At 37.0% G+C, this 26,655-nt stretch carries 24 protein-coding genes; 21 read left to right on the top strand and 3 right to left on the bottom strand.

The genetic code is table 11. From position 1 onward, the window contains the following. Positions 1 to 241 precede the first annotated feature (241 nt). Positions 242 to 544, bottom strand: coding sequence for a DUF5960 family protein (locus HMPREF2961_RS11290; RefSeq protein WP_070704805.1), 303 nt, complete (start codon positions 542 to 544; stop codon positions 242 to 244). Between the two features lie 840 nt (positions 545 to 1,384). Here HMPREF2961_RS11290 and HMPREF2961_RS11295 point away from each other — a divergent pair. Beyond that, positions 1,385 to 1,939, top strand: a complete 555-nt coding sequence (locus tag HMPREF2961_RS11295; RefSeq protein ID WP_070704808.1) for a hypothetical protein — start codon at positions 1,385 to 1,387, stop codon at positions 1,937 to 1,939. A 146-nt stretch (positions 1,940 to 2,085) separates the two neighbouring features. On the opposite strand, the gene HMPREF2961_RS11300 is transcribed toward HMPREF2961_RS11295, so the two are convergent. Further along, positions 2,086 to 3,318 carry an aminopeptidase gene (locus HMPREF2961_RS11300; protein ID WP_002315342.1) on the bottom strand — a complete coding sequence of 411 codons (1,233 nt, stop codon included), beginning with the start codon at positions 3,316 to 3,318 and terminating at the stop codon, positions 2,086 to 2,088. A 255-nt stretch (positions 3,319 to 3,573) separates the two neighbouring features. On the opposite strand from HMPREF2961_RS11300, the gene HMPREF2961_RS11305 reads away from it, so the two are divergent. Next, positions 3,574 to 4,143: a TetR/AcrR family transcriptional regulator gene (locus HMPREF2961_RS11305; RefSeq protein ID WP_002315341.1), complete on the top strand. Its 570-nt coding sequence runs from the start codon at positions 3,574 to 3,576 to the stop codon at positions 4,141 to 4,143. A gap of 175 nt (positions 4,144 to 4,318) precedes the next feature. Here the strand turns inward: HMPREF2961_RS11305 and HMPREF2961_RS11310 are convergent, their stop codons facing one another. Beyond that, a complete protein-coding gene (locus HMPREF2961_RS11310) occupies positions 4,319 to 4,759 on the bottom strand; it encodes a flavodoxin (protein ID WP_002292892.1) in 441 nt (146 codons plus the stop codon). 157 nt (positions 4,760 to 4,916) lie between these two features. On the opposite strand from HMPREF2961_RS11310, the gene map reads away from it, so the two are divergent. From map to HMPREF2961_RS11405, 19 genes are all read left to right on the top strand, one after another. Then, entirely contained in the window at positions 4,917 to 5,681 is a 765-nt protein-coding gene (map, locus tag HMPREF2961_RS11315) for a type I methionyl aminopeptidase (protein WP_002292891.1), read from the top strand. A 31-nt stretch (positions 5,682 to 5,712) separates the two neighbouring features. Further along, positions 5,713 to 6,636, top strand: a complete 924-nt coding sequence (locus tag HMPREF2961_RS11320; protein ID WP_002292890.1) for a YihY/virulence factor BrkB family protein — start codon at positions 5,713 to 5,715, stop codon at positions 6,634 to 6,636. Positions 6,637 to 6,711: 75 nt separating this feature from the next. Then, the gene (locus HMPREF2961_RS11325) at positions 6,712 to 7,851 is read left to right on the top strand and encodes an MraY family glycosyltransferase (RefSeq protein WP_002329034.1); all 1,140 of its coding nucleotides are present in this window, start codon (positions 6,712 to 6,714) and stop codon (positions 7,849 to 7,851) included. Next, positions 7,844 to 8,644, top strand: coding sequence for a glycosyltransferase (locus HMPREF2961_RS11330; RefSeq protein WP_002315339.1), 801 nt, complete (start codon positions 7,844 to 7,846; stop codon positions 8,642 to 8,644). The genes HMPREF2961_RS11325 and HMPREF2961_RS11330 overlap by 8 nt, the downstream gene beginning before the upstream one ends. Further along, the gene (locus tag HMPREF2961_RS11335) at positions 8,644 to 9,471 is read left to right on the top strand and encodes a glycosyltransferase (RefSeq protein WP_002315338.1); all 828 of its coding nucleotides are present in this window, start codon (positions 8,644 to 8,646) and stop codon (positions 9,469 to 9,471) included. The genes HMPREF2961_RS11330 and HMPREF2961_RS11335 overlap by 1 nt, the downstream gene beginning before the upstream one ends. Positions 9,472 to 9,475: 4 nt before the next feature. Beyond that, entirely contained in the window at positions 9,476 to 10,183 is a 708-nt protein-coding gene (locus HMPREF2961_RS11340; RefSeq protein WP_002292885.1) for a glycosyltransferase family 2 protein, read from the top strand. Between the two features lie 99 nt (positions 10,184 to 10,282). Next, a complete protein-coding gene (rfbA, locus tag HMPREF2961_RS11345) occupies positions 10,283 to 11,149 on the top strand; it encodes a glucose-1-phosphate thymidylyltransferase RfbA (RefSeq protein WP_002315337.1) in 867 nt (288 codons plus the stop codon). A 13-nt stretch (positions 11,150 to 11,162) separates the two neighbouring features. Then, entirely contained in the window at positions 11,163 to 11,735 is a 573-nt protein-coding gene (gene rfbC / locus HMPREF2961_RS11350; protein ID WP_002292883.1) for a dTDP-4-dehydrorhamnose 3,5-epimerase, read from the top strand. A 21-nt stretch (positions 11,736 to 11,756) separates the two neighbouring features. Then, a complete protein-coding gene (gene rfbB, locus HMPREF2961_RS11355) occupies positions 11,757 to 12,785 on the top strand; it encodes a dTDP-glucose 4,6-dehydratase (RefSeq protein WP_002292882.1) in 1,029 nt (342 codons plus the stop codon). Between the two features lie 97 nt (positions 12,786 to 12,882). Continuing rightward, entirely contained in the window at positions 12,883 to 13,734 is an 852-nt protein-coding gene (gene rfbD / locus HMPREF2961_RS11360; protein ID WP_002315336.1) for a dTDP-4-dehydrorhamnose reductase, read from the top strand. 34 nt (positions 13,735 to 13,768) lie between these two features. Continuing rightward, the gene (locus tag HMPREF2961_RS11365) at positions 13,769 to 15,802 is read left to right on the top strand and encodes a DUF7657 domain-containing protein (RefSeq protein ID WP_024635864.1); all 2,034 of its coding nucleotides are present in this window, start codon (positions 13,769 to 13,771) and stop codon (positions 15,800 to 15,802) included. Between the two features lie 43 nt (positions 15,803 to 15,845). Continuing rightward, positions 15,846 to 17,126, top strand: a complete 1,281-nt coding sequence (locus HMPREF2961_RS11370) for an EpaQ family protein (protein WP_002315334.1) — start codon at positions 15,846 to 15,848, stop codon at positions 17,124 to 17,126. Positions 17,127 to 17,334: 208 nt separating this feature from the next. Beyond that, positions 17,335 to 18,141 carry an ABC transporter permease gene (locus HMPREF2961_RS11375; protein WP_002289081.1) on the top strand — a complete coding sequence of 269 codons (807 nt, stop codon included), beginning with the start codon at positions 17,335 to 17,337 and terminating at the stop codon, positions 18,139 to 18,141. An 11-nt stretch (positions 18,142 to 18,152) separates the two neighbouring features. Further along, positions 18,153 to 19,373 (top strand): ABC transporter ATP-binding protein, encoded by a 1,221-nt coding sequence (locus tag HMPREF2961_RS11380; RefSeq protein ID WP_002289079.1) that lies wholly within the window; start codon positions 18,153 to 18,155, stop codon positions 19,371 to 19,373. Then, positions 19,363 to 20,949, top strand: coding sequence for a class I SAM-dependent methyltransferase (locus tag HMPREF2961_RS11385; protein WP_002315333.1), 1,587 nt, complete (start codon positions 19,363 to 19,365; stop codon positions 20,947 to 20,949). Before HMPREF2961_RS11380 ends, HMPREF2961_RS11385 begins: the two co-directional genes overlap by 11 nt. A gap of 38 nt (positions 20,950 to 20,987) precedes the next feature. Next, positions 20,988 to 23,126, top strand: coding sequence for a glycosyltransferase family 2 protein (locus HMPREF2961_RS11390; RefSeq protein ID WP_002315332.1), 2,139 nt, complete (start codon positions 20,988 to 20,990; stop codon positions 23,124 to 23,126). Positions 23,127 to 23,328: 202 nt separating this feature from the next. Continuing rightward, entirely contained in the window at positions 23,329 to 24,720 is a 1,392-nt protein-coding gene (locus HMPREF2961_RS11395; protein WP_002315331.1) for a sugar transferase, read from the top strand. Between the two features lie 37 nt (positions 24,721 to 24,757). Continuing rightward, on the top strand, positions 24,758 to 25,588 hold the full coding sequence (locus tag HMPREF2961_RS11400; RefSeq protein ID WP_002315330.1) for a glycosyltransferase: 831 nt from the start codon (positions 24,758 to 24,760) through the stop codon (positions 25,586 to 25,588). Then, the gene (locus HMPREF2961_RS11405; protein WP_002315329.1) at positions 25,560 to 26,549 is read left to right on the top strand and encodes a glycosyltransferase family 2 protein; all 990 of its coding nucleotides are present in this window, start codon (positions 25,560 to 25,562) and stop codon (positions 26,547 to 26,549) included. The genes HMPREF2961_RS11400 and HMPREF2961_RS11405 overlap by 29 nt, the downstream gene beginning before the upstream one ends. The last annotated feature ends 106 nt before the right edge of the window (positions 26,550 to 26,655 follow it).

The following is a 26,655-nucleotide window of genomic DNA, read 5'->3' on the forward strand; positions in this document are numbered from 1 at the left end:
TTTAAACTCTTTTATATTTGAAGCCATTAAAAAGTATACCATATAACTGTAAAAAATAATGGGAAAAAGGCTTACAATTGGAGTGGTAGTTAATTAGTGATTTATTTTTGATTTTATAGCACTGATACTATAAAATATAGATATCATCATATTACACAATCTTAATACTAACTTAAAAATATCTCCTTTTATAAGTATGGTGATAAAATCCGTTCCGGGCTACCTTTTTAGGTAGCCTACTTTAATCTTTATACCTTTCTGGATCAACGAAAGTATACTTTATATAGTCATAACGCCGATGATCGCTCCGTGCGTCTGGCACGTCAGTCACGATATCAAACAAAAAATATACGTCCTTCTTCATTCTCGTTTTCGCAGCAGAAATTTTGAAATAGTTCTTATTAGAATAGTAGAGATTGATTAATAAGCTATCTTCGATTGCTAAAAAGAAAACTTCTGAATCCCACACCTTATAAAAATCTTTGACAAATCTATTCGAAGGATCAAATTTAAACCATAATTGTGTTTTTCCTTCCATCAACATAATGTTCACCTCAAAAATAGTATACGAACTAATGTTCTTTTTGTAAAGGTGGAATTTATTATACTAAATAAATAGGTGAACAAGTACTTGTGCCAAATTAAGTGCCAAAAAAAATCGAATTTAATAAAACACAAACAAAAAGGAATCCTATTATGATAACATTTCTTATAATAACAAACACAATAGAAGACGTGTAATAGTTAGTCAGGAACGTACAAATAACCCCTGTATCCTTTGTGATACAGGTTTTTTTATTTTAAAACAACGAAAATTAAATATTTTATAATTAAAAAAACTTCATTTTTTATTGATATAAGAGTACAATTTTTATTGAAGGAAGGTGATAAAAAAACATTTTCATTAAAACGGAAAGTAAAAAATAAAAATAAAAATAAAAATGAAAGAGGGAGAAAAATTAAAAAAATGGATTCTTAGCGCTACATTGATTATTTTACTTAGGGCTTTCGCAGATGCAAGGGTAATAGAACAAAGTGGTTTTACTGGTAGGCGCGTAGCTTTTCCAATGCTATGGAGCTAGAGCCTTTCTAGTGGGCATAAGTATGTTTAACTTCTTATGCTAATCTTGACACATAATGTACAGGCGCACTACATAGAGAATCACGAAAGTGGGATAGTACTAAGTATAGTTGATACAAACAGCACTTCACAGCTAGAATAATTGGAAAGTCAGAAGTTTTTTGTTCGATTTGAAATACCTAGTTAGTTTGAATAAGTACATAAAGAATCTTCTTATTTAGCACTTAATAAAAAATATAAAAAACATTTAAAAGAGAAATCAAAGGTTTTCTCAATCTTTGATAAAAAAGGAGGAAGTAGAAAATGAAAAAAGCAAAATTGATACTTAGCACAATCGTCTTGACATCTTTAAGTAGTGGGTTTTTAGGGAGTGGGACGGTGGATGCCAGTGCATATAATAATAAAGTTGTTTCGCTTCGAGCTGCTAGTGACACAACGCTTACTGTGTCACGCATACCTTATAATCCTATTCTATATTTTGAAATTGGAATGGAAAATTATAATCAATCTGACTCAACCCAACGTTGGGTAATGGAGTACAATGCAAATGCCGGTGGTTATTATATCCGGGAGCAGATTCCGGGAGGTGTGAATTCTAGTCCGAGTTATATTTGGAGGGATAGCAGGGGAGGAGGCTTTGTGGACTTCTCGAGTAACAGAGAGAATGTAGGGACTCTGTGGAAGTTATATTCAGCCGGACAGAACTCGTTGGGAAATATATATTTTATAGAAAATATGTCAAGCGGGACCTATTTGAATTGGAGCAGAGGAGGTCATACTGATCTGGGGGTGTTTTCTACTGCATTTGATTGGAATCGTGAGCAAAGATTCATTGTGCAAGTTGAAGGAGAAGTTTAAAAGATAAAATGGAAGTACACTAATACGTTCAATCTTTTTGACTTATATCTAGAGAGTGGGGCAATAATCAGATTTTTTTCTGACTATTGTCCCACTCTCTTTTTTATATGTTTTTTTTTATTTTATTTGTGCTAACAAGATTTTGCTCAAGCCCAATCTCCATTACGGAAAATCGGTACTGTAGAACCGTCTTCGCGGATTCCATCGATATCCATCTTGTCAGATCCTACCATGAAATCTACGTGGGTTTGACTTCTATTCAAACCAGCTTCTGCTAATTCCTCGTCGGACATTTCTGTACCGCCTTTCACACTGAAGGCATAAGCAGACCCTAAGGCTAAATGGTTCGATGCGTTTTCATCAAATAATGTATTGAAGAAAATGATACCAGATTGAGAAATAGGGGAAGGGTCGGGAACAAGTGCCACTTCTCCTAGACGACGCGCACCTTCATCGGTATCAAGCAATTTTGCTAAGACATCTTCGCCTTGTTCGGCAGAAAAGTCAACTACTTTTCCATCTTTGAAAGTAAATTTCATACCAGAGATGATCGTACCAGCATAACTTAGCGGTTTTGTGCTTGAAATATACCCATCTACTCGATGACTGTCAGGTGCGGTGAACACTTCTTCTGTTGGCATATTTGCCATGAATTTTTCCCCTCGAGCATTGTAGCTTCCAGCACCTTCCCAAAGATGGTTTTTAGGCAATCCAATGATGATATCCGTACCAGGAGCAGTGTAGTGCAGGGCAGAAAATTGTTCTTGATTCAATTCTTCTGCTTTTTTTGCTAATTTCTCATCGTGTTTTTTCCATGCTAAAACAGGGTCTTCTTCGTAGACACGAGTTGTTTTGAAAATTTGATCCCATAATGCATCAACTTGTTCTTCTTCTGGCAGATCTGGAAAAACTTTTGCTGCCCATTGTTTACCAGCAGCAGCTACAACAGTCCAACTGACTTTATTTGCCTGAGTTGCCTTGCGCAAATTCATTAGTGCTTTACCGGCAGCTGCTTGATAAGATGCTACTCGTTGGCTGTCTACACCGGCAAACGCATCAGGGTCGGCAGAAACGACACTGATCCTGCTTGCTCCTTTTTCAAGCCATTCATCCGCTTGATCGATTTTAGATTGTGGTACATTCTCAATACGATCTGTTGCTGCATGTAAAAGAAATTCTCTTTGAATCTGATCATCCGTCCATTGAACGATGACTTCAGCAGCTCCTAATTTGTAAGCTTCTTGTGTGATCAAGCGAGCAAGGGGTGCTTGGTCCACACTGATCTGTAAAACGACTGTGTGACCTTTTTCTGTGGCCACGCCAGTTTCTGCAATTAAGCGTGCATATTTTTTTAGAAGTTCATTAAAATCGGATAACATAATAAAAATTCCTCCTCACCATTTTTTCTGGTAACTATTAGCATGATACCATTTAATCATGATTCAAACAATGTAGCTTTAAATAAAAAAAGGAGGTTATTTTTTTATGGTTGCGTTTCACATTCTATGACACGACTTGCTATTTTAGCTTGTGAAGAAAATCGAAAACTAATTTTGCATATCAAAAAAAACATGTTACAATAAAATTAATCAATGGTGGAAGCGTTATAAAAAAATTGAGGAGATTAAAAAAATATGGCAAGAAAAAAGACGATTACTAAAGAACAGATTTTGGCAGCTGCTTATGAAGTAGCTGCCACCGAGGGATTTACACGATTTACTGCGAGAAACATCGCGAACAAAATGAATTGTTCCACGCAGCCGATCTATCTTGAGTTCAAAAATATGGATGATTTGAGACAAGCACTTTTTGAACAAATCTATGATTATTTGCAATACGAAGTGTTTCCAGTTGAGCATACAGGGAATACGATTATCGATCTTGCTTTTAATTATATCCATTTTGCAAGAAGAGAGAAGAAGTTGTATCGTTCACTGTACTTAGAAGAATATGGTGGAGGAAAAGAGATGCAAAATTTCTCTTATACTTACTTTGTGAATACAGTGAAACGGGACCCAACCTATGCGGATCTTTCAGAAGAGCAGATCGAATCCTTGCATAACGGTACATGGATCATAGCTACCGGGATTGCAGCTTTGATGTCTTCAAGCATTATCCATCCAACTGATGAGCAGATTGAAAAAATGATCCAAGACAGCATTGATGCAATCTTGAATCTCAAAGAACCAATCGAAATCGATTGAATATACTCAAGAGTTTCACAAATCAGTAGATAACAAGAGATGTGTCAACATAAGGAAAATTTCGTTTTTCTTACAGCGTATACATTTTTAACTCCCGAAGAACTCTTCCATAAATACAATAAAAGAGCCGTCTAGATTGATTCAATCTGGACGGCTCTTTTATATCTCAAGCATATTAAAGTTTTGCGACTAATTCTTTAGCGAAAGCTTCTAGATTCTCGATATCTTCTTCCTCAGCATTTAAGTCTACTTTTACATTTTCTGCGCCTTTTGATGCGCCTGTTTTTCCAAAAGCAGCATCGAAGTCATCCACTGATTTACAGAATTCATCGTAAAAAGTATCACCAGATCCGCAGACGCCGTAGATTTTTCCTGATAGATCCAACTCTTGCAAGTCTTCATAAAAATCTACAATCTCATCAGGAAGATCGCCATCATCGTATGTATAAGTAGCTACGACGCAAATATCTGCCTCCTCAAATTCATCTGCATCTACTTGGGTACATTCGTTGATTTCGACTTCGATATCCATATTTTCAAATGCTTCTGCAACAATATCGGCGATTTCTTCAGTATTTCCTGTCATGCTAGCATATACGATTTTTGCTAAAGCCATGATGTGCCTCCTTGTTTAAAATTATTTAACAATTATGAATTATACCAAAACATCGTTGAAAAGAAAATAAAACCTAGAGACACATGGGAAATGTCATTTGGCTAAATGTATGCCGCTATGTTAAAATGAGAGAGATTTGTAAAAAGGAGACGAAAATATGATTACTTTAAAATCAGCACGTGAAATTGAAATGATGGCAGAATCTGGCGCTTTATTGGCAGATGTACATAAAAATCTGCGTGATTTTATCAAACCAGGCATAACAAGTTGGGATATTGAGGTATTTGTCAGAAACTATATCGAGAGTCATGGAGGAATCGCTGCGCAAATTGGCTTCGAAGGGTATGAATATGCGACTTGTATCAGTATCAATGACGAAATTTGTCATGGATTTCCTCGGAAAAAACCTTTGAAAAGCGGCGATTTGGTAAAAGTCGATATGTGTATCGATTTGAAAGGCGGCATTTCCGATTCTTGTTGGGCTTATGTAGTGGGAGAATCTACACCTGAGATCGACCGATTGATGGAAGTAACGAAGAAAGCATTGTACATCGGTATTGAGCAAGCACAAGTAGGAAATCGAATCGGCGACATCGGTCATGCGATCCAAACGTATGTAGAAGGTGAAAATCTAGCAATCGTCCGTGATTTTATTGGTCATGGCGTTGGTCCTACGATCCATGAAGAACCAGCCGTTCCTCATTACGGAGAAGCTGGAAAAGGTTTGCGATTGAAAGAAGGTATGGTCATCACGATCGAGCCTATGGTCAATACCGGAACTTGGAAAATGAAAATGGATCCTAATGGCTGGACTGCTTATACAAGAGACGGCGGACTATCTTGCCAATATGAACATACATTGGCTATTACTAAAGATGGCCCTAGAATCTTGACATCACAAGGAGAAGAAGGTACCTATTGATCCAGCCAATCAATAGGTACGGGAGAGGTACATGAAAGTTTGGAACAAAATAAAACAAAATGAAAATCTGATGCGCTTTATCGAGACGACTCAAAAGCGCATCACTGATTCAGAAATGAGTACGACCTCGGTTGTCGTTGCTTATTATTTACTCTTGTCTTTATTTCCATTGATTATTGCTTTTGGTAATATTTTGCCGTTTCTCCACATCGATCAAGAGACTGTACTGACCTATTTACGAGAAGTGATTCCTGAGACCGTTTACCAGTTTATTGGTCCTGCAATCAAGGACCTTTTGACACAAAGTTCAGGCGGTTTGTTATCCGTTTCTGCTTTGGCGGCCTTGTGGTCTGCCAGTCAAAGTATCAACGCTTTACAAATTGCGATGAATAAAGCGTATGGCGTAGAAAATAGAAAAAATTTTTTGATCGTTCGCTTCTTCTCGCTGATCGTAATCGTCTTGTTCATGATTGCCATTAGTGGAGTAACTATCGTTCTTGGTTTAGGACAGCTGATTTTAGATGCGATTCAACCGATTGTACAAATACCTGTAAACTTTATTGATCAGTTCCAAACGTTGAAATGGCCAATCACATTGGTGGCTTTATTTGTCATCATGTTCTTGATTTATTTAATTGTCCCTAATGCTCAATTGAAGTTGAAGACGATTATTCCAGGTACGATCTTCGCTACTGTCGGCTGGATGCTGTTATCACAAGTGTTTAGTATCTATGCCAGATATTTTGCAACGAGGATCAGCGGTTATCAGATCATAGGAAGTTTTATTGTCCTCATGCTTTGGCTTAATTTTGCTGCTACGATCATCATTTTGGGCGGAATCATCAATGCAGTTGTTCAAGAATACGTGACGGGACATCAAATCAAAAAACGTCGAGATCCAAGCCGAAAATGGTTCAATAAACTGAAAGCTAAATTTTCTCATAAAAAAAAGTAGAAACAAGAGTTCTTATTGTAAATTTATATCAGTAATTTATAATAATTGTGACTCTTAATTAAAGTAGGTGCCCATATGCTTGTTTCTTTTAGTATGGTTATAAGATTTTTTCTGACAATTTTATTATCACTGATATTAACACCTGTATTTAAAATCATTTCAGTACAAACGGGTATGGTCGACAAACCAAATGAAAGAAGGATAAACAAAGTTCCAATGCCTTCCGCAGGCGGACTGCCCATTTTTATTTCATTTGTTATATCGACTTTATTCTTATTTCGTAAAATCATTCCACAATCGTATATTGTGCCCATCTTGCTCGCTTCTTTGGTGATCATCGTTACAGGAGTACTCGATGACAAATTTGAGCTGACGCCTAAACAAAAGAGTGTAGGGATCTTGCTTGCCTCTCTTATTATTTATTTTGTAGCAGATATACGTATTGATTCCTTTACGCTTCCTTTTATTGGCTATATCCAATTAGGATGGCTTAGTTTCCCTGTAACGATTTTTTGGATCTTCGGTATCACGAACGCAATCAATCTGATTGACGGTTTAGATGGGCTAGCGGCAGGGATTTCATTGATTGGTTTAATCACGATAGGCATCATTGGGTATTTTTTCCTTCATGCTTCCACAGTGTACATCCCGGTCGTTATTTTCTGTCTTGTAGCAAGCATTATCGGATTTTTCCCGTACAATTTTTATCCGGCAAAGATTTATTTAGGCGATACAGGAGCGTTATTCTTAGGGTTCATGATGGCCGTCCTTTCACTACAAGGGCTGAAGAACGTAACTTTTGTTTCGTCAATTTCTCTACTGATCGTCATGGGCGTTCCGGTAACAGATACGTTTTTTGCTATCATTAGAAGAAAAGCAAACCGTGTTTCTTTTTCTACAGCAGATAAAAAACATCTTCATCACCGACTAATCAGTTTAGGATTTACTCATAAAGGTGCCGTCCTGACGATTTATGCGATGGCTTTGATGTTTTCTTTCACAGCTATGGTCATGAATTATACTGGAAGAATCGGAACGATTGTATTGATTATTGCTATGCTATTTGCTGCAATTTTATTATTTGAATTGATTGGTCTGATTAACGAAAAACATCAGTTTATTTTAAAAACATTGCGATTTTTAGGGAATAAAGAGTATCGTACGCAAGTAAAACAGAAATATTTGAAGAAATGGAACCGTCATATAGATGAATAACAAATTAAACCAGCCAATTCTTATTAGTATTGTAACGGCGAACAGTGATAAGATTTTTCGGACACTAGATAATTTTATTTCAACTGTAAAAGATGAAACAGCGATAAAAATTCGGATTTTTGACAACAACTCCCTTCCGGAATATAAAAGCAGACTAAAAGAATATGTGACATATCCGTATATCGAAATCTATTTTCATGATGAAAATTCCGGATTTGGTTATGGACATAATCACAATCTGCTGAACAGCGATTGCCACTATGGCATTATTTGTAATCCAGATATTTTAGTGGATGAAGAAACAGTTACAGCATTGGTGTTGTTACTGAAAGAACATCCCGAATGCGCGATGTTAGCACCTAAGATTCTTAATGAAGATGGGACCACTCAGCACCTCATCCGTGAGCGGCTGGCTGTTTTTGATTATGTTTTGCGCTTTGTGCCTTTCAAATGGGTCAAAAAAAGGTTTGATAAACGGCTGGCTGTCTTTGAATGCCGTGGCTTGCCCACTGATGTTGATAGTTATGTGCGAATGATCTCGGGCAGTTTTATGGTAGCTGATATTGACAAATTTAAAGAGATAAGGGGATTTGATGAGCGTTTCTTCATGTACTTTGAAGATAATGACTTGTGTTTGAGTTTTGAAAAAGCAGGTTACAAATTATTGTACACACCCTTTTATGCAGTCGTCCATTTTTATGGAAAGGGTGCACATCGAAATGCAAAACTTTTTCGTGTGTTTTTGACTTCTATGATGAAATTTTTCAATAAGTGGGGGTGGCGTTTTTTCTGATGAAACCAGAAATAGTAGTAGTAGTAGTGCTCTATCAGCAACTATTCAGCCAATCTCCAACTTATGGACCATTAAGCAAAGCACTTAGCGAAAAGCATATTCAGCTTATTATTTACGATAATAGTCCTCAAAGACAGCAAAATGAGCTGTTTGAAAAAGAAAACACCATTTACTATCATGATCCGCAAAACCCTGGATTAGCGGCGGCTTATAATTATGCGTTGTCTCAAGCAAATGAAAGAACACGTTGTATCGTTACATTGGATCAGGATACGAGGCTAGTCGACGACTATTTTGAAATCTTGCGTAAAGTAGCTTTTACAGATGAATGTGTTGCTGCAGTTCCGATGATTTTTTCTGGGGGACGGCAAGTTTCTCCCGTCTATTCGAATCATTATATCAATCGTACAGCACATGCAGTAGAAGTAGACGGTACGACAGCTGAAAGAATCATGGCAATCAATTCAGGTGTGGCATGGTCTGTCAAATTTCTAAAAAAGATTGGCGGGTTTAATCCTGCTTTTTCTTTAGATTTTTTGGACCATTGGCTGTTTTGGAAAGTGAATCAGTTGGAAAAAACGGTGGAGATACTACCAGTACGACTGGAACATGATCTTTCGGTATTAGACTATGAAAAAGTTTCAAGCAATAGATACCGTTCTATTTTACAAGCAGAAAATCGATTTTATCATGAATATGATCAAAGACATTTATCCAGTCACCGACAACAATTATTGTTAAGAACAGTTAAACAGTTTTTGACCGTCAAAAACCGGCATATCTGGCGGATGACTTTGCGCTCATATGTTAAGAATTGGAAGGTGTGAATTCGTGCGTTCGGTTTGTATAGCTACCTTTAATGGGGGCAGATATTTAAGAGAGCAGTTGGATAGTATTTTATCTCAGCTTTCAGCAGAAGATGAAGTGATCATTTCTGATGATGGGTCAGTAGATGATACATGGGATATATTGACTGAATACGCAGAAAAAGATAGACGGATAAAGCTTTTTTCAGGACCTCGTCAAGGGTTGATCGCTAATTTTGGCTATGCGATCCAGCAGACGAAAGGAGAGCTAATCTTTTTGGCAGATCAAGATGATGTTTGGTTAGAGACAAAAGTGAAAAAAATCACTGACTATTTTGAACAGCATCCGGATCAATTAGTAGTCGTTTCAGATTTGATCATTGTGAACAGTAAGCTGCAAGAGATCCATGCTTCCTATTTTTCATTCCGAAATTCCAAAGAAGGATGGGTCAATAATGTAATACGAAGTCATTATATTGGTGCAGGTATGGCTTTTCGCTCTTCGTTGAAATCCGATATTTTGCCGATTCCGTCAGAAGTGCCTATGCATGACATGTGGATCGGTTTGTTGGGAGGAAGGAAGACTGGGTTTCTGAGAGAACCTTTGACACTGTATCGAAGACATGATTTAAATGCGAGTGAGATTGAAACGCATTCTAAATTACGCCAAAAAATTTCCTGGCGTGTTCATCTGATTACGGCGTTGATCAAACGAAAATGGTTTAAACGTTGATAAAAGATGTTTAAATCCTTAATATTTCCATGACAAATATAACGATTGATGAGATAATAGCAAAGTGAAATTTGAAATCAAAAAGGAGAGCATATATCCATGAAGGGAATCATTCTTGCTGGGGGCAGCGGAACACGTCTGTACCCTTTAACAAAGGCAACATCGAAACAATTGATGCCGATTTATGACAAACCAATGATTTATTATCCAATGTCTACTCTGATGTTGGCGGGAATCAAAGAAATTCTGATTATTTCAACGCCACAAGATACACCACGTTTCAAGGAATTATTTGGAAACGGAAATGATTTAGGACTGCAGATCGAATATGCAATACAAGAAAGTCCAGATGGATTGGCACAAGCGTTTATCATTGGAGAAGAATTTATTGGAGATGATAGTGTCTGCTTGGTATTAGGAGACAATATTTACTATGGTGGCGGTCTGTCTAAAATGTTGCAACGAGCAGCTTCAAAAGATACAGGCGCGACAGTATTTGGCTATCATGTCAATGATCCAGAACGCTTTGGTGTAGTAGAATTTGATGAGAACATGCAAGCTTTGTCGATTGAAGAAAAGCCTGCTCAGCCAAAATCAAATTACGCAGTAACTGGCCTTTATTTTTATGACAATGAGGTGATTTCTATTGCTAAAGGAATCAAACCGTCAGAACGTGGAGAACTAGAAATCACAGATGTCAATAAAGCATATTTGGATAAAGGAAAATTATCTGTAGAACTTATGGGACGCGGATTTGCTTGGCTTGATACAGGAACACATGAATCATTGCTTGAAGCATCTACCTTTATCGAAACGATTGAAAAACGTCAGAACTTAAAAGTGGCTTGTTTGGAAGAAATTGCTTACCGTATGGGCTACATTGATAAAGAACAACTGCTAGCCCTTGCACAGCCTTTGAAAAAAAATCAATACGGTCAATATTTATTGAATTTGGCCGCTGAATAAGGAGTTCCTACAGATGAAAGTAACAGATACAAAATTAACAGATGTAAAAATCGTGGAAATGGATGTCTTTGGCGACCATCGCGGTTTTTTTACAGAAAGCTATTCAAAAGCAAAATTTGCAGAACATGGATTAGATTATGACTTTGTTCAAGACAATCATTCGTTATCTGCTGAAGCTGGTGTTCTTCGCGGGCTTCATTTCCAAAAGGGAGAAGCTGCACAGACAAAATTGATTCGTGTGGTTACTGGAGCAGTTTTAGACGTAGTAGTGGACATCCGCAAAGGCAGCCCGACTTATGGTCAATGGGACGGATTTATCTTATCTGAACATAATCATCGTCAGTTGCTTGTACCTAAAGGATATGCACATGGATTCGTTACTTTGACACCAAACGTGAACTTCCTTTACAAGTGTGATAATTACTATAATGCAGAAGCAGATGGAGGCATCGCATTTGATGATCCAGATTTAGCGATTGATTGGCCAATTGATCCATCAAGAGCGATTATGTCGGAAAAAGATCACCGTCATCCGACATTAAAAGAATTTGAAGCAGAAAATCCATTTGTTTACGGAGAAATCTAAGAATTAAGGAGAAATTTTCTTATGAAAAACATCATTGTTACCGGAGGTGCCGGATTCATCGGCTCTAATTTCGTTCATTACGTGGTAAACAATCATCCAGAAGTGCATGTCACTGTTTTGGATAAACTGACTTATGCAGGAAACAAAGAGAACTTGGCTGGACTTCCTAGCGATCGCGTAGAATTGGTCGTAGGAGATGTTGCAGATGCAGAATTAGTGGACCGTCTAGTAAAAGAAGCGGACGCAGTTGTTCATTACGCGGCAGAATCCCATAACGATAATTCATTAAAAGATCCTTTCCCATTTGTACAAACGAATATCATTGGTACGTATACACTTTTAGAAGCTTGCCGCAAGTATGATGTACGCTATCATCACGTATCTACTGACGAGGTTTACGGAGATCTTCCATTACGTGAAGACCTACCGGGACATGGAGAAGGCGAAGGAGAAAAATTCACTGCCGAAACACCATATAATCCTTCAAGCCCATATTCTTCTACAAAAGCTGGTTCAGATCTGTTAGTAAAAGCGTGGGTACGCTCTTTTGGCTTACGTGCAACTATTTCAAATTGTTCAAACAACTATGGTCCTTACCAGCATATTGAAAAATTTATACCTCGCCAAGTAACGAACATTTTAAGCGGTATTCGTCCAAAATTATATGGTGAAGGGAAAAATGTTCGTGACTGGATCCATACAAATGATCATTCTTCAGCAGTGTGGTTGATTTTGACAAAAGGCAGAATTGGCGAAACCTACCTGATCGGTGCGGACGGCGAAGAAGATAATAAGACCGTGATGGAATTGATCTTAGAAATGATGGGTCAACCAAAAGACGCATACGACCATGTAAACGACCGTGCAGGGCACGATTTGCGTTATGCAATCGATTCGACAAAATTGCGAGAAGAGCTAGGTTGGCAGCCTGAGTTTACGAACTTCCGTGATGGGTTGGCTGACACGATCAAATGGTACGAAGAACATGAAGACTGGTGGAAAAAAGAAAAAGAGGCCGTTGAAGCAGCATATGCCAAAAATGGACAATAATACAGAGAAAATTTCACTGTATTAATGGAAAAACACATGTGAGGCAGGCGCTCGCCTGTCTCTTTTTTAAAATAAAAATCAAGGAGCGGATAACCATATGTTTTTATTAACTGGAGGAAATGGACAATTAGGTACAGAATTGCGCCATTTATTAGATGAAAAAAATCTGCCATATGTTTCAACAGATGCAAAAGACTTGGATATCACAGATGCTGAGAAAACAATGGCTTATATTACAGAATTAAAACCGGATGTTATTTTCCATTGCGCAGCTTACACAGCAGTAGATAAAGCAGAAGAAGAAGCAAAAGAATTAGATGAGAAAATCAATGTCGATGGCACAAGAAATGTAGCGCTTGCAGCAAAAGCTGTGAATGCTCAATTCGTCTATATCAGTACAGACTATGTCTTCGATGGAAAAAACAAAAATGTAGAGTACGAAGTAGATGACCAAACAAATCCACTAAATGAATATGGTCGTACGAAATTATTAGGCGAAAAAGCAGTAGAAGAGATTTTAGAAGACTATTATATCATACGAACTTCTTGGGTTTTCGGGATTTATGGACACAATTTCGTCTTCACGATGCAACGCCTAGCGGAAACCCGCGACAAACTGACTGTAGTAAATGACCAGTTCGGGCGGCCAACTTGGACACGTACTTTGGCAGAATTTATGGTATATGTTATCGAAGAAAAAGCACCATTCGGTATTTATCATTTGTCGAACGAAAATAGCTGTTCTTGGTATGAATTTGCCAAAGAAATATTGAAAGATACAGATGTGGAAGTAGCGCCTGTTACATCGGAAGAATTTCCACAAAAAGCAACGCGTCCGCAGTATTCAGTCATGAGCCTGAAAAAGACAGAAGCGTTAGGATTTGCCATACCAACTTGGCAAGAAGCACTTGCGCAAATGCTGGAAGCTGCCAAAAAAATGAATAAGTAATTTCCTTTTTATCAAATAGAATTTGGAGCATGATATGGAAAAACAAACAAGAAGTGCACGACGAAAAGAAAAACCAAAAGCGAATCAGGCAGATTCGAATTTGGTGCTTGACCTGTTTCTAAAACTCCGATACCTTATTGGTGTTTTAGTCATCGTGGTCATTGTTACTTTTAATTTAAACGGAAGTTCACTTGGTGTTTGGGATAAATATGTGTCGCAAAGAGACGATGGGAAAAAAACTGATGTGATTTTTGGACAGAATCGGGAAGTGCGGTCAGATGAATGGCTGGTGCAGACACCTTTTTACCTCTCACAAGCTGAAGAGGACTTTCCGTTGGTGAACGAAGATTATTCATTGAACGGACAAAACATGATCATTGCGTATAATTCTCCTGTAAAGGATATTACGGTTATCGGAAAACCATTCAACTGGGGATTCTTTTTCCTCGGAAGAGATCGAGGCCTTTCCTTTTATTGGGCGATGAAATTAGTCGTCATGGTCTTGCTTGGATTCGAAGTACTGATGATATTAACGAAGAGAAAAAAAGCATTATCGCTGATTGGCGCATTTGCGCTGACATTTTCTCCCGCAGTCCAGTGGTGGTTCATGCAGCATGTGGGCGATTTGATTTTCTTTACTTTGGGACTGATGACTGCTTTTTATCATTATTTCTACAATCATGATAAAAAATGGCTGCGAACGTTGATGATGCTTTTGGTGGTTATTTTCGGTATTGGGTTTATTTTAGTGATTTACCCAGCCCATCAAGTGATGCTGGCGTACTTGCTGATTTTTTATTTTGTTGGCTTGCTTATTTACTACAGCAAGAAAATTTCTTGGGATCTGTTGGATGTAGTGTTGATTGGAGGGGCAGTTTTATTTATTGGCGGAGTCATGGTTCATTTCTGGCTGACGTCAAAAGACGCATTGTTAGCTTCTTTGAATACCTTATATCCAGGAAAACGAGTCAGTACCGGTGGAAAGTGGACGATTGGCGAATTTTTTTCTTTCCTGACAAACTGGAAAATTCCTTTTGAAGACATCAACTATTCGAATAACTCTGAAGTGGCTTTGTTCTATCACTTCTTTCCAACTGTATTCCTAGCCAGTCCATTTGTGTTATTTGGCAAAAAAGATAGTGAACAAAAGTTATTGGGACGTATTTTGATGATTTTTTGTCTGTTTTCTATCTTTTGGATTACCGTTGGATTGCCAAAATGGCTAGCAGAAATTACTCTGCTGTCTTATGTTCCTCCTTTAAGAGCCATCCTTACTTTTAGTTTTGCGGCTTGCCTATTATCAATTTGGTTCATCGCTTATATTTGGAGAGAAGATGTTATTCCTATTTGGTATAAATTCATTTTAATGGCAGTAAACGCATGGTCTTATTTCTATGCAATTACTCATTCGAAGATGGATAATTATTTTTCAGATTTCGAAACCATCGCAGTCGTTGTGTTGGGAACAGTGATTTTAGCTTTTGCATTATTTGGCTGGAGACGCTTGTTTTATCTTGCTTTTGCCGCCGTGATCATCGCATCTGGTTTCTTTGTCAATCCAGTCGTAGAAGGTACTGGAGCGATTTTTGAAAAAACACTGGCAAAAGAAATCCGAAAAATCGATCAACAAGACCCTGGCAAAGTCTGGTTGACTGAAGATGAACTGTATAATTTCACCCCAACTTTGGGTGTGAAATCTTTCAATACAGTCCGCTTTTATCCAGATATGGCTGCATGGAAGAAAATCGATCCAAAAGAAGAATATGAGAAGTATTATAATCGGTATGCTCACACAAGAGCTTTTATCGCTAAGGAAGATACAAAGTTCATTTTAGATCGTCCAGATATGTTCTCGGTCACGTTGAATTTTGAAGACGCAGAAAAGTTAGGGATCAACTATGTAATCAGTAAGCGACCGTTAACTGATTACAATCAGTTATATGAAGCTCAATTCACACAACTATATGGACCGGATAAAGATGGTTATATGATTTTTAAAGTAGAATATCCGGATTATCCAGATGTACCACAAACACAAACTCAGGAAAATCAGCTAGTCTTACAGTAATGGGCTAGCTGAGAATAACCCTGAAGTATTATTAGAAAGGAGAGTGGAGATAATTCAAGCAATCGTACAAAAATTTGTCAACAAAATGAGTGCTGGTTTCTTGCTTTTGCTGCTGACGCTGGTCTTTTCTGTTTGGACAGCAGGATTAAGCTTCCCAGCCACTTTGTTTATATATAACAACAGTTCGCTACTTATCACTTTTAGTGTGGCTATTTTGCTCATTTTAAATGTTTATAAAGCAAAAGGCGTCGATTTTCTTTATCTAGGTGTTGCGCTTGCACTTTTCATTTTCTTTTCTTACTTTCGGGAAATAAGAAATGAGTCTTTATTTGGAGATTTACTGTTTCCTTTGATTATTTTATTTTGTTTAGTAATTAAATGGATTGAGTGGACAAAATGGGATCGCGGGATTTATCTGCTTGTCTTTACGGTCTTCCTCGGAATCACGTTATATCGTGTATTTACAGAGATCCAAGTACCAGAAGGACAAAGCATCTGGGCTCCAGGAAATTCGCTTTCTGATATTTGGATCAATACGAATACAATCGGAAGTTCTTTGATGACTCTTGCTTTATTGATCAGCGGATTTGCCAGTTCTTTTGAACGGTGGTATGTTCGTATCATCGGTGGGATAGCAGTCGTTGCAGCCTTTTTAGGTATTTGGGTCTGCCAATCAAGAGGCGCATTAGTTGCATTGATTGTTTTTGCGATATTGGATCTTTTACCTAAATCATTGATGCGTGTCATTCGTGCACCGTTTATTGCCTATACGGCTACGATTCTTTTGGCTTTACCGATTTCTTATCTAGCCGCTGTTTCCGAAAAAGTCAATTTGTTTACCGGTCGAGAAGATATTTGGCATAAATTCTATCAGACGCTAGGAGAAAAATCTGAGCAAGTTTTACTAGGGATGAAAACATTCATCTTCCAACGAGGAAACCAATTTTTAGGAAACCACAATAGTTATAATTCTATTTTGAATATCTATGGGTTAATAGGGTTTGGAATTGCTGCTTTGCTGCTTATCCTTTTTATTGGTCGCTTAACGTTGAAAGCAGATTTATCCAACGGGCAGATGACTTTTATCTGGGCCTTTTTTGCGGTGATGATGCAGTCATTTATGGAAGATACATTGACTTCATACCCATGGGTTCCGATTATTTATATCCTATTGGCTATGTCCGTTCATCGCTATGACGAAACGAAAGTTATGGAAGAATACTATGACATAGAAGAGCCATATGACGACATGAATGCTGGAGATCCAAGTTATGAGGAACAACCAGATAGCGCTCATTCTTCTAGGATCCAACGCTATCATTGATAGGCGCAAAATACGAGAGAGGCTGTGACAACCGTCGCAGCCTTTTTTGGTTTATTGCAATTGTCTAGCATCTTCTGTAAAATAGAAACGTTAGAGAAAATCTTGTATCATAGAAAATTAAGAAATAAATAAGAACGCAGCTAGGTACCAAAAATATGGTAAAATGGCACTTGACTGTAATTCACTGAAATCGCTTGGAGGAACACAAATGTTTAAAGATTTGTATTTATTTATGAAGGACATTTATCAGAATAGAAAATTACTGCTACAGTTTTCGATCAATGACTTCAAATCAAGATATGCAGGATCGTTTTTAGGGATCTTATGGGCGTTTATCAATCCGTTATTTACTGTATTGATTTATTGGCTGGTATTTGGCGTTGGATTGAAAGCACAAATGATCGATGCAAAATACCCATTTATCGTATATTTAGTTACCGGGATGATTCCTTGGTTCTTCTTCTCTGATGCCTTTGCATCAACTACGGTTGTTTTTCGGGAATATACTTATTTAGTAAAGAAAGTCGTATTCAATATTCGTATCTTGCCCACGACGAAAATCCTATCCAATTTGTACACCCATTTATTTTTCATTCTGATTGGCATAGCTGTTGCGCTTATAAATGGTATATATCCTTCAGCCATGTCTTTACAGCTGATTTACTATCTATTTTGCATGTGTGCTTTCTTGACAGGATTGACTTGGCTGACAGCATCCATCCAACCATTTTTACCAGACATCATGCAATTGATTACGATCGTCTTGCAGTTGATCATGTGGACGTTGCCGATATTATGGAGCCCGAACCAGTTTGACTCAGGTCTTGTAAGCATATTGAAATTAAATCCGCTGTACTATGTTGTTCAAGGCTATCGTGAGTCGTTTTTAAGTGAAGCTTGGTTCTGGGAGCATGGAACATATACTTTGTATTTCTGGGTGTTCACATTAGTAATGTTCGTAATCGGCTCTGCAGTGTTCCGTAGATTGAAACCACATTTTTCAGATGTGCTGTAAGGAGAATAGCTATGACAGAATATGCAATTAGACTAAAAGATATCACAAAATCTTATAATATGTACGCAAAACCGTCGGATCGATTTCGTGAAGCTCTTAATCCTTTTAAGAAATCCTATCATGATGTGTTTTATGCGTTGAAAAACGTGAATGTAGAAATAAAAAAAGGTGAGATGATCGGTTTCGTTGGAGAAAACGGATCCGGAAAATCTACGATGTTGAAAATCATTACAGGGGTACTGACACCAACATCCGGTACGATGGAAATCGAAGGGAAAATCTCTGCTTTGCTAGAACTAGGTTCAGGATTTAATCCTGAGTATTCTGGCTATGAAAATATCTATTTAAATGGGATGGTACTAGGCTTTTCAAGAGAAGAAGTCGATGAAATGGTCGATGATATCATTGAATTTGCTGACATCGGCGACCATATTTATCAACCTGTAAAAACTTATTCAAGTGGGATGTTCGTTCGTCTAGCTTTTGCTGTAGCAATCAATGTGAATCCTGATATTTTGATTGTAGATGAAGCATTGGCAGTAGGAGACCTTGAATTTCAACTAAAATGTATGGAAAAATTTACAGAAATCAAGAACTCGGGAAAGACGATTTTATTCGTTTCTCATGATATCAGTTCGATTCGCCGTTTTTGTGATCGTTCCTATTGGTTGAAAAACGGAGAAGTCGTCGAATATGGCGATACGATGGAAGTAACGACGAATTATGAAAACTTTTTAAAGAAAAAATCAGTTAAAACAGTGGATCGGAATAAAAACCAAGTAGAACGGTTCGCCGCTCCAGATATCGTCGACGTGACGAAAGCGGAATTGTTGGATAAAGACAAAAATCCGGTGGATATGCTGGAACAAGGAGAAAAACTATACGTTAAAGTAACTTATGAAGTAAAAGATGATACAATCAAAAATCCGGTTTTAGGAATTGCGCTACGAACAGTCGACAATTTTTATGTGTGCGGACTCAATACTCTACTAGATGGTATCAAGATTCCTTGGAAAAAAGGAGAGAATATCTTTTATCTGGAGTATGAAAAGTTAGGTTTGTTAGCTGGTGAATATTATTTTGACGTTGCGGTCTTTGAAGAAAATGCAACGGTTCCTTTGGTATATAAGACAAAGTACATGAATTTGTTTGTCAGCGGTTCTTATATCGGAGAAGGCATCGTGGTCTTAGACCATAAATGGGAAGAAGGGACTCATAGCAATGAAATATGATTTTGAAATGGACCTAGATGAACAAAGCAGTGTGGGAAAAATTGCCGCACAGATCAAACCAGGAAGTAAAGTTTTAGAGTTTGGTCCCGGAAACGGCCGATTAACGAAACATTTAATCGGTGCAAAACAATGTGAAGTGAGCATTGTTGAGTTAGATAAGGAATTGTTCGATTTTGTCAGCGAATTTGCTCAAGATGGATTTTATGGTGATATCGAAAGTTTTGAGTGGGCAAACTATTATGCTGGACAGACATTTGATTACGTCTTGTTTGCCGATGTTTTAGAACATTTGGTAGATCCTGGAAAAACATTGAAGAAAGTCAGAGAATTTTTGAATGAAGAAGGAGAGATCCTGATTACATTCCCTAACTTGGCGCATAATTCTGTCATGATCGATTTGTTCAATAACCAATTGCCGTGGGCTTCTTATGGTCTCCTAGATGAAACCCATAATTCTTTTTATACTCATGATGGCTTCCAAAAAGTTTTTGAAAAAGCGGGATTATTCATTAATATTGAAGATTATTTGTACTTAGCTGTAGGTGATACAGAATTAAAATCAACTTATGAAGAATTGCCGGAAGCTGTACGCTATGATTTCAAAATGCGACCATTTGGTGAAGTCTACCAATACTTTTTCTCATTGATGAAACATCCAGTAGCACAAAGTTCCATTGCACAGCCACAAAATTCTAATTATGTAAAAGTGTTAGAAGTAACCCAGCAAACGAAACAAGATGAAACAATCCAACAAATACCATTCAATAATTTCACAGGGGAAAATGAGACACTAAGTTTCCCCGTATCAGAAACAACGGAAAGAATGGTGTTTCGCTTCGCGCAACAACCTAGCTTTATCGAATTCAGCGCAGAAGCTGCTGGAGAAAAACTCACATTTATCGATTCGAATGCCGTAGTCAAAACAGTAAATGATTGTTATTTGTTTGATGGGAAAGAATTACCAGAGTTCGTTCTAACGGATATTTCTGGGAAAGAAGTGACTATCCATTGTCACTATCGCTTTATCGGGGAATTGACACCAACAATGAAAGAATTGTTGGAAACGATTCGTCCCATGGCTGAAGTCACAAAGCAGCTTTCTGAGAAAAATGATGAATTAGAAAGAGAAAATCATCATCTTCTTGAGGAAAATACAAGACTAGTCCATACGTTAAAAACAACCACAAATCGCTATTGCACATTGTTGGAAAGTGATGAATGGACAATCAAACATAGACTAGGACAACGTAAGAAAGAAACATCGAAAAAAATCCAAGAAAAAGAGCTTTCTATATGTATTGACGAGAAAATCTGGGATGCAGAAACAAAAATATTAAAAATCATCGGATGGGGGATCGCTAATTCGGATCGCCAGCCATTGTCCTATAAGTTATCAGCTGACCAATCGCCATTTTTCGAAGCAATTCCTGTTTCACGAGAAGAAGTCAATCAAGCAGAACAGCTCGCAAAAGGAACAGAAGCGGGATTTGAGTTACGAATCCTTTGCGAGCAAGAACGTTCATTCTTAGTGGAAGCAGTAGCTCAAAATGGCCAATCATGGATCATTGAAATGTAAATAATGATTAACTTATAAAGATAAGGAGTAAACGAATCGTGCAAAAAAAAGAAATTGCCGTATTTATCGATCAAATCACTCGTGAACGGGCCACTGGCGATTTGCTTATTGTGGGCTGGGCAATTGATGAAGTGATCAAAGAAATCCCTACGATAAAGGTAGAAAAAGAAAATGTGATTGCTGAAGCGACACATGTCGTAAGATTGGATATCAATCATTTATATAATCTTGATGTTAAGACCCAAAGCGGTTTTAAGGTACGTTTATCGGGGAAAATGAGAGGAAAAGCAATCTTAGACTTCCAAACAGCGAGACATCAAAATGGCATAGCTGTGAAATTAAACGGTAAATACCCTTATGATGACGGCATTGAATCTTCATGGGAAAGAAAAAAAAGATTACTGAAAAAAGGGATAAATTATGCAAGGACTCATGGCGTAAAAAAAGCAATCCGCCGAGTCAAATTGGAATTGAAGCCAGGATCGATCGACTATGCAGAATGGATCAGTCGTCATGAGAAACCTGATCTGAAAGAGCAAAGGAAAGAAGTACAAGGATTTGCCTACCGCCCATTGATTTCCATACTTATGCCTGTCTATAACGTTGAAATCAAATGGCTCGAAAAATGCATTGATTCGGTACTGGATCAAACGTATGATCATTGGGAACTATGTATCAGTGATGATGCTTCTACTGATCCAGCTATCCGAAAGTGTCTGGAATCCTATCAAGCAAAAGATGATAGAATCAAAGTCGTTTTCCGACAAGAAAATGGACACATCAGTCTGGCAACTAATTCTGCATTGGAAATGGCAGAAGGAGAGTTTATAGCACTCTTAGATAATGATGATGAATTACCGCCATTTGCATTATATGAAGTGGCAAAAGTGCTAAACGTACATCCAGAACTGGATTTGATCTACAGTGACGAAGATAAAATCGATGCAGACGGCAATCGCTTTGATCCGCACTTCAAAGCAGACTGGTCTCCTGATACATTGATGGGAAATAATTATATCTCTCACTTAGGCGTATATCGAACAAGCATTGTTAAAGAACTTGGCGGTTTCCGTAAAGGCTATGAAGGTTCTCAAGATTATGATTTGGTCCTTCGTGTGACAGAACAAATCCCTGCAGATCATATTTACCACATTGACCGAGTCTTGTATCATTGGCGGACGATCCCAGGATCAACGGCAAGTAATGGTGAAGCCAAAAGTTATATCTATGATTCCGGAGTGAAAGCATTGACAGATGCCCTGTCTAGAAGGAACATCAAAGGAAGCGTACGTCCTGGCAGAATTTCTGGATTTTATGAGATTACTTATGACGTCTTGCAAGAGGATTTGGTCAGTGTGATCATTCCAACGAAGAATGGCTATGAAGATCTAAAAACTTGTGTAGATTCGATCATCGAAAAAACATCTTATTCAAATTATGAAATCATTATTGCGGATAATGGAAGTACAGATCCAAAAATGCAAGAATTATTTGCAGAATACAAGCATCAGCTGAAAGACCGCTTTATCGTAGAATTGATTGACATTCCATTCAATTATTCTCGAATCAACAATTTAGCAGCAGAAAAAGCAAACGGCAAATACTTTTTATTCTTGAATAACGATACAGAAGTGATTGAGCCAGATTGGATGACGGCGATGGTTTCTTATGCACAGTTTGATCGAATCGGCTGTGTAGGAGCAAAACTGTTTTATCCAGATGATACAACGCAGCATGCAGGAGTATTATTAGGAATCGGTGGTGTTGCAGGGCATGCATTGAATAACTATGATCGAACACATTGTGGTTATTTCGGCCGATTGGTCATTGATGTCAATTACTTAGCTGTCACTGCAGCTTGTATGATGGTCAAGGCAGCTGACTTCAATGCTGTCAATGGATTTGATGAAACATTAGAAGTAGCATTCAACGATGTTGACTTGTGCTTGAAAGTTTATGAACTGGGTCGTTACAATGTCTATGCACATCAAGCAGAATTGTACCATTTCGAATCTAAATCAAGAGGTTATGAAGATACACCAGAAAAACAAAGACGTTTTGCTGGGGAAATCAAAAAAATGCAAGATAAGTGGCCTTCTTATATTGCTCATGACCCATTTTATAACGATAATCTAACTAAAGAAGGAATCGGCGATTTTTCGTTGAGACCTGACTAAAAATAAAAAACTGTTTCGTCATCTAAATAGATGGTGAAATAGTTTTTTACTTATGCAATATTGTATAGGTATCTACAACAATTCTTATTAAAAGACAAGAATTTTTCTTTTAATTTATTTTACAATTTGGTTATTCACTAGGTTTTTAAACTTTGCTATGGTAAGATGATAGAGGCATTATTTTATGGTTAGGAGTGTATATATGAATAAAAATGGGGAGTGGAATGCGGCACGCAGGATATTCATTATCATCATGGATGTACTTGTATTGAATGTGTCGATCTATCTTAGCTTTTTGCTGAAGTTCCAAGGAGAAGTCCCAGCAAGAAACTTAGAGACCTTTCAGCATTCAGCAGTTTTTATTTCCATTATCTTTATTGCGTTGAATATTTTGTTAGGAGCTTATGTATTCTATAACCGAATGATCAGTGATATCGTCTTCATTACTGTTATTGGACAGGTGCTGATAGCATTGGGGATCATGGTGGTTACTTTTGCTGGACGTTGGTTTGCATTTCCGCGTGGCGTCATCGTGCTCTCGTTTATACTTGGCACGATATTACTTAGCGTTTATCGGATAGTCGTTTATAAACTATACTTAAGAGTCAGTCGTGATAAGAAAGTACTTATCGTAGGTTTGGAGAAAGATGTCGCACCAGCGATCCAAAACTTTCAATCTAAGAAAAACAACAAACATAAGGTTGAAGCAGTAGTGATCGACAATTATTATGAAAACACAAAAAAATTGATTGATGACATCGATATTGTCTACCTAGCTTCAAAAATCCCAGAAGATGAAAAAATCAATATTTATCAATTAGTGACTAAAAAAGAGAAGAAGCTGTTTTTAAATACAACTTTTGAAAATTTAACGATGATCAATCCGAACATCATGAATTTCGAAGATGAAAGTATCATTGAAGCTTCCGGTTTCAAAATTCAGCCGGAATATGAATTATTCAAACGTCTCTTTGATATCATCGTTTCGCTTATTTTATTGATCCTCGCTTCACCTTTTATGCTAATCACAGCGATTTTGGTAAAAACAACTTCACCTGGACCAATTATTTATAAACAAGTACGTATTACGAAAAATCAAAAGGAATTTTCAATCTATAAATTTCGTTCCATGAGTGCAACAGCTGAAGCAAAATCAGGACCAGTCTTGGCAAAGAGCAATGATGCACGTGTGACACCAGTAGGCAAATTTATCCGTGCCGTACGTTTTGACGAATTACCTCAAATCTTTAATGTATTGAAAGGCGATATGTCGATTGTCGGACCACGTCCAGAAAGACCATTTTTCGTTGATCAGTTCAATGAAGAAAATCCTTATTATTATTTAAGACACAATGTACGTGCAGGGATTACCGGATATGCACAAGTATACGGAAAATATGTATCAGATTATAATAGTAAACTACGTTTTGATTTGTTGTATATCAAAAAGTATTCCTTACTATTAGATTTGAAGATTTTACTTCAAACAATCAAAATCTTATTTGATAAGATGTCCTCACAAGGACTAGATGAAGATGAAAATATCAGTTCATTAGCAGAAAGTGCATTTCCAAAAGAAAAAACGTATCGTTAGATTGGAAAAATTTTGAGCAAAGAAGTAGGAGAGAACATTGGAAAATAAAAATATAAGTATACTGCTTTCTTTGTATGATAAAGAAAAGCCGGAATATTTAAAGGAAGCATTAGCTAGTATCTTTGAGCAAACGGTGATGCCGGCAGAAATCGTATTGGTTTATGATGGCCCTATAAATGAGAAGCTTCAGGCAGTTGTCACTTATTTCCAGCAAAAAGTTCCTCACTTGTTTACAGTTGTAAAATTAGAAAAAAATCAAGGATTGGGGATTGCTTTAGCAACTGGATTAGAACATACTAAAAATCGCTTAGTGGCCAGAATGGATACAGATGACATCATGGAACCACACAGATTGGAAAAACAATTAGAGATCTTCCAAGAATATCCAGAAATAGCGATTGTTGGGAGTAATATTGAAGAATTTACTGGCACACTTAGCAATGTTATCGGAAGAAGGATTGTACCTGAGTATAATGATGAAATCCGTGTGTTTTCGAAAAGAAGAAACCCTTTTAATCATATGACAGTCATGTTTGATAAAAATGCTATTTTAGAAGTGGGAAACTATCGCCCATTAATTGGATTTGAAGATTATTATTTGTGGGTAAGACTATTGAAGGCGGGATATAAAGGATATAATATCCAAGAGATTCTAGTACATGCTAGAGCAGGTGCTGACATGTATGCTAGACGTGGAGGAAGTAAATATCTTTTACCAGGAATTAAAGGCCGATATCGCGTATGGAAAGATGGTCTAGGATCACTAAAAGATTTTCTGATAGTTATTTGCGGACATCTTGTAATTAGTTTATTACCGAATAAAATTAGGGGAAAAGTATATGAATCAAAACTTAGAAAAACAAACTAAACTTTCTATAATCATACCTTTTTACAATGCAAAGAATACTTTAATAAGAGCTGTAGACAGCGTCTTAACGCAAGGTTATCCCAATATTGAAATCTTGTTAATTGATGATGGATCTACAGATGGTAGTAGTGACATTGGTGACGAAATTGCCAATCTAGAGAGTAAAGTAGCATGTTATCACTTGGAAAACGCTGGTCCATCAGTTGCTAGGAACTATGGGATAAAAGAAGCAACTGGAAATTTGGTAGGATTTTTAGATAGTGACGATTATTTTTTACCTGATTGTTTTAATAATGTTTTGAAAGACTACCATAGGAATCACCCCGATATCATTGCTTTTGGATTAAGTAAAGGAAAAAATATAGAAAATGCAAATTTATTTGTTCCCGAAAAGAAGATTGGTTGTTCAAGTGAAGAAGCAATTGAGCAAATGTTTAGAAGTAAGGCAGTGGACTTTTACGTATGGAATAAATTTTTTAAAAGGGAATTATTCAATCATATAGTTTTTCCAGAAAATAAATTATATGAGGATATGGTTCCTATGTATGAAGCTTTTAGGGCGGCTGGTAAAATTGATATTTTGCCATTTTCAGGTATTTTTTATTATCAAAATAACGATAGCATCGTTTATCAGTCTTTTAATTCAAAACAGTATGATAATATTTTGCAAAGAAAAATATTAGTTGATGAAGTAAAGAAAGATTATCCTCGACTTATTAATTTGGCCAATGCTCGGTTAGTAGACGGATATCTTTCAACAGGGTTTAAAATTACTGGCAAAAATCAAAATCAGAAAGAAAAACAAAAATATTATAATCAGTCTAAAAGAGAAATAAAAAGTATATATTCAAAAATAAGAAGTAACAATGAGATATCAATTGCTAAAAAATTAGCTTTATTTTTATACTTAATTAATCCTAAAACTTATTTTATTTTATATAAAAAAGTTCTAAAAAAATAAAGTTTTTTTCGATATGTTATTTTTTATGTTTATTAACTTCGGAAGACTAAAATTGTTACTGGTAATGATACATTTGTAAAAATAAAAAAGATGATTTTTAGGAAGT

Source organism: Enterococcus sp. HMSC076E04 (assembly GCF_001814285.1).
GTDB lineage: Bacteria > Bacillota > Bacilli > Lactobacillales > Enterococcaceae > Enterococcus_B > Enterococcus_B lactis.